Origin of the sequence: Paenibacillus sp. FSL P2-0322 (assembly GCF_037975315.1) — a bacterium.
Taxonomy (GTDB): Bacteria; Bacillota; Bacilli; order Paenibacillales; family Paenibacillaceae; genus Paenibacillus; species Paenibacillus polymyxa_B.
In genome coordinates, this window is sequence record NZ_CP150243.1 from 83,242 (window position 1) to 87,947 (window position 4,706).

General features: G+C 48.1%; 4 protein-coding genes. All 4 read left to right on the top strand.

All coding sequences use genetic code 11. The features are described from left to right. Positions 1-15: 15 nt before the first annotated feature. The 4 genes from MKY24_RS00400 to MKY24_RS00415 are packed head-to-tail and all read left to right on the top strand — an operon-like array spanning position 16 to position 4,613. Complete coding sequence (locus MKY24_RS00400; RefSeq protein ID WP_028542503.1) at positions 16-1,239, top strand: aldehyde dehydrogenase family protein; 1,224 nt, start codon at positions 16-18, stop codon at positions 1,237-1,239. Continuing rightward, positions 1,236-2,936, top strand: coding sequence for a thiamine pyrophosphate-binding protein (locus MKY24_RS00405; protein WP_339201226.1), 1,701 nt, complete (start codon positions 1,236-1,238; stop codon positions 2,934-2,936). Before MKY24_RS00400 ends, MKY24_RS00405 begins: the two co-directional genes overlap by 4 nt. 23 nt (positions 2,937-2,959) lie before the next feature. After that, the gene (fabF, locus tag MKY24_RS00410) at positions 2,960-4,201 is read left to right on the top strand and encodes a beta-ketoacyl-ACP synthase II (protein ID WP_053324335.1); all 1,242 of its coding nucleotides are present in this window, start codon (positions 2,960-2,962) and stop codon (positions 4,199-4,201) included. 4 nt (positions 4,202-4,205) lie between these two features. After that, positions 4,206-4,613 (top strand): 3-hydroxyacyl-ACP dehydratase FabZ family protein, encoded by a 408-nt coding sequence (locus MKY24_RS00415; protein ID WP_025721676.1) that lies wholly within the window; start codon positions 4,206-4,208, stop codon positions 4,611-4,613. Positions 4,614-4,706 lie beyond the last annotated feature (93 nt).

A 4,706-nucleotide genomic window follows, 5' to 3' on the forward strand; every position in this document is an offset into this window, starting at 1 on the left:
AAGGGAGAATGTGCCATGAGTATAAATCCAGAACTGGCAGAAAACACACTGTTTCTGAAAAGGCATGAATCTATTCTGAAATGCCTCAATTATTTGATTGAAAATCGGCAGGAAGTGATGGATATTCTCACGCAATTTTCATCCTATCGGGCCGCCAATGCAGAAATTGACTCCACGATCCTCACACTTCAAGGTGCTCTGCAAGAAGTGCAGACCTATCAGCCAAGCTGGCAACGATCTATGGCTGTATTCATGCCTTCCAACGTCATTTTGTACTCCTATGCATTATACCTCTTGATTCCGTCCCTGTACGTTGAAAATATAGACTTTCGCCCTTCTTCTCACGTAAACGAGTACGTCAACATGCTGCATGAAAAGCTTCAGGCTGTACACGGATTACCCATCTATATTCGTAAGGTCAGTCAAAGGGTTTTTATGGAAAATTCGGTTATGCCAGCTGATATTGTGGTGTTCACCGGGAGCTATGTCAATGCGGAGAAGATCAAAAAACAAATCCGAAAAGACCAACTCTACATCTTCTATGGACAAGGGATCAATCCTTTCGTCATCGGACCCGATGCTGATCTGGAACTGGCGGTTACCGATGTAATCCGAATGAGACTGTTCAACTCAGGACAGGACTGCCTGGGACCCGACATCATTCTGGTACATCAAGATGTGACAGAGAGCTTCAAAAACCTGCTGATTATGCGGCTTGACCAACTTGTGTTTGGAGCCAACGATGATCCGAACGCAAACTATTCCCCTATTTTCTATAAAGATGCGCTGAACTCAGTTTCTGAATATTTTAATACGAACGATAAGTTTATTATCTACGGCGGTGGCATTGATTTCCGTACGAAAAAGATGGAGCCAACGGTTGTATATAGCGAGCTAGATCAGGATTTGGAGATTATTGAGTATTTTTCACCGGTCTTCAACGTGGTTAGCTACCGAGACGACGAGCAGCTGATCAAGCGTATTTCCTCCAGTTATTTCAGTGAACGAGCAATGGGTTGCAGCTTATACGGGTCTAGTCACCTGGCGGACGTTCTGCGAAAGAAGCACACGCTGACCATTAATCAGACGCTTGAGGATGTGGATCAAGGCAATAAGCCTTTTGGTGGCTATGGCACGATGTCGAACTATATTTTTTACGATTTCAAGCTCATTTCGAAGCCGATCTTGATTTCAGAAATTGTCGCAGAATATTTGTCGGAAAAGAGGAGTTTGGTATGACTGCGAGTTTATTCCCTTGGGATGCCATCATTGGCTACTTAAAATCGGCTGGGGTTCAGCATCTCTTTGGATTACCAAGTGATGATCTCAAAATCGTATCGTCACTCCCCTCATCCGGTATGGATTTTATTCTGTGCAAAGATCAACGTAATGCTGTGTTCATGGCAGCAGGTTATGCGCTCACCACCAACCAGATGTCCGTATGCGTTGTGGGGAAAGGCCCTGCGCTCAGTAATACACTTACAGGGCTACTGGAGGCCAAGAACCTGGGCGCTCCGCTCCTGCTTTTGGCGCTTGGCACTGGCGGAGACAAGCTGGGTACCCGATCCTTTCAGGAAGCCGATCAAATCTCACTCGTGAAGCCGCTCGTAAAATGGGCTTATCGTGTCGAGCATGTGGATCGGCTTGTATGGGCGATGGAGCGGGCTGCCTTTTTGGCTATCAATGGAGCACCGGGTCCCGTCTATATCGAACTCCCTGAAAACCTGATGGACCAGCCTGTGCCAACAGGGCTTCAGTTTACCCCACCAGAAAAGCTGTCGTGCTCTCCGTCTCGTCGGGAGTTGGATGCATCGTGGGAAATTATTGAGAACGCCCGCAGACCACTCATTCTAGTCGGAGGCGGCATGAAGTCAGGTACAGGTGATGTGATTGAGCGGTTCGCTAACCAACATGGAGCGGCCTTGTTCGCAACCGCCTCGGGACGGGGTGTAGTTGATGAAGACCACGAACTCTTCTGTGGTGTTGCAGGACTCTATACAGATCTCAGTCTAAGACAAATCTGGAAGGAATCTGATGTGGTGATCACACTGGGCAGTCGATTGGAAGAAACGGCTACCTTCGAGTGGGATATTTTGCTACAGGATACACCTTTGATTCAAGTCAATGTAAATCTGGAGGATTTTGCACACGAATACAAGGGTATCAAGGTGCTCGGTGATGGATATGCAGCGGTGGAGCAGTGGCTTGAACGACGTGGGCAGGAGCCTGATGGAGTGTGGCTTGAAACGATTGGGAGTTGTAAACAGGAGGCTTTTTCTCACAGGGCTATTTATCTGGAAGAGCTGAAAAAGACCCCTGGAATCCACGTTCCTGAGCTGTTGGACATGATTCAGACGGAGTTCCCTGAAAATCTAGTGCTTCTTCAAGAGAATGGATTGCAGGATATGTGGTCCTATTTTTATCCATATTTTCGCTTTGCCCACAGTTCTCTTTCGATTGTTCCTAGTGATCAAACGAGTCTTGGATTCGGTGCGGCGGCTGCTCTGGGAGCAAGCGTGGCAACACAACGTCTAGTAGTGGCACTTGTAGGTGACGGTGCGTTCAATCTCTTTTGTTCGGATTTTATGACGGCGGTGGAGTATCAAATACCGTTAATCTATATCGTACTCAATAATGGTGGCTATGGTTGGTTGCAGAATCAGATGAATTATAAACATCTCACAGGGCAGTCCCTCCCGTTTGTTTCTGAGGCGGCCAAGACAGGAATTCAAATTCCTCAGTATGAGTTTGTGGAAAGCCTTGCAATTCGGAGTAAGGGAGAGGCACGGGAACAGCTTCAGCTTGCTTGGCAAAAGTATCAGGAGAACAAGCTTGTGGTCGTCGAGGTATATGCTGATCTTGCGGATGTGCATGAAAAAATCAGTCATGTGTATGGCGACTTTCCTCTCTACGAGCAACAGGCTTCCAAGAATTAATTTCAACGAAGGACGTGGATACAGTGAGAAGACGTGTTGTAGTGACTGGACAGGGAGTCGTAACGCCGGTCGGGCTTAATCTTACGGATTTCTGGAATTCACTGTTGGAAGGAAAAAGCGGAATCGGACCTGTCACTGCTTTCGATACAGCGGACATTCCGACAAAGATCGGTGCACAGGTTACGGGCTTTGACCCATTGCAATATATGAGCAAGAAGGAAGCTAATAAAGTCGCACAGTTCACTCAGTTTGCTTTGGCGGCTGCCCGGCAGGCAGTGGAGCAATCAAAATTAGTGATTGATGAGCGGAATGCAAGTCGCGTGGGGGTTATTGTCGGCTCTGGAGCAGGCGGCCTCGACGTTATAGAGGAGAACTATGGGAAATTAACAAAGCTTGGTCCCAAAAGAGTTTCTCCTTATTTTGTTTCCTCGATGATGATTAATTCAGCACCTGGTGAAATCTCCATTGCTATTGGAGCCAAGGGGCCTTCTTTTGCTGTGGTTACGGCTTGTGCCACAGGAAGTAATGCCATTGGTGAGGCATTACGTACGATCCAGTACGGCACGGCTGATGTCGTGGTTGCTGGTGGAGCAGAAGCCAATTTTAGTCAGCTTGATCTGGCATCTTTTGCGAATATCCATGCTCTCTCCAGACGTAATGAAGAGCCGCAGAAGGCTAGTCGTCCGTTTGATGTGGATCGTGATGGATTCGTCATAGGTGGAGGAGCAGGAGTTTTGGTGCTGGAGGAGTTGGAGTATGCTTTGAACCGCGGAGCCACCATTCTGGGCGAAGTTGTGGGTTACGGATGCACAACTGATGCGTATCATATCACGGCTCCAGATCCCTCTGGCTCCGGCCCGGCAGAAGCAATCAACATCGCACTGCAGGATGGCGGCTTAACACCGCAGGAAATCGACTATGTCAATGCCCACGGTACGAGTACGCCATTTAATGATCGTATGGAGATTAACGCTATTCAAAAAGTATTCGGGGAGCATGCCCCCCAATTGGCGATATCGTCTATTAAATCCATGACTGGCCATTTAATGGGCGGTGCAGGGGCAGTCGAATTAATTGCGACTGTGCAGAGTATGATTCACAGCAAAGTACCACCGACACTCAATTGCGACAATCCTGAAGCTCCTGAATTGAATTTTGTGCCGCATGTATATCAGGAACGCGAGGTCCGCGCGGCGATTAGCAATTCATTTGGTTTCGGAGGGCACAACGTCTGCCTTGCTGTTCGCAAGTGGGAAGGGGAATAAGCCTGTGAGCGAAGAGCTGATCCATATCCCGGATGTGCTTCCGCACCGGTACCCATTTCTTCTGTTGGATGGCGTGACCGGGTACGAAACGTCGCAATGGGCGAAGGGATACAAGCTTGTCACCTGGAGTGAGTGGTTCATTACTGACACTAACCCATACATGCCTCCTATGTTGATTGTGGAGTCGCTTGCACAATTAGCGGCATTCGCTGCGATTGATAAAAAAGGAATTTCATACCTGACTAACCTCAATGGAATTCGATTCCACAGCTTGGCCAAGCCTGGGGACCGAATTGATCTCTATTTTGAAGTGATCAAGCGTCGGCGGGGCTATATTCTTGGAAGCGGTCGGGCTTCCGTAGGGGATCGATTGGTGGTTGAGGCGGAAGAAATTGTTTCACTGGATCAATGACAGGGTGGAAGCGCACGTTAAACTGTCCTTTTGTCCTCCTGACTGCCAGGTGCAGCGGGAGGATATTCACATCATGGAATAGGAGTGAATGAG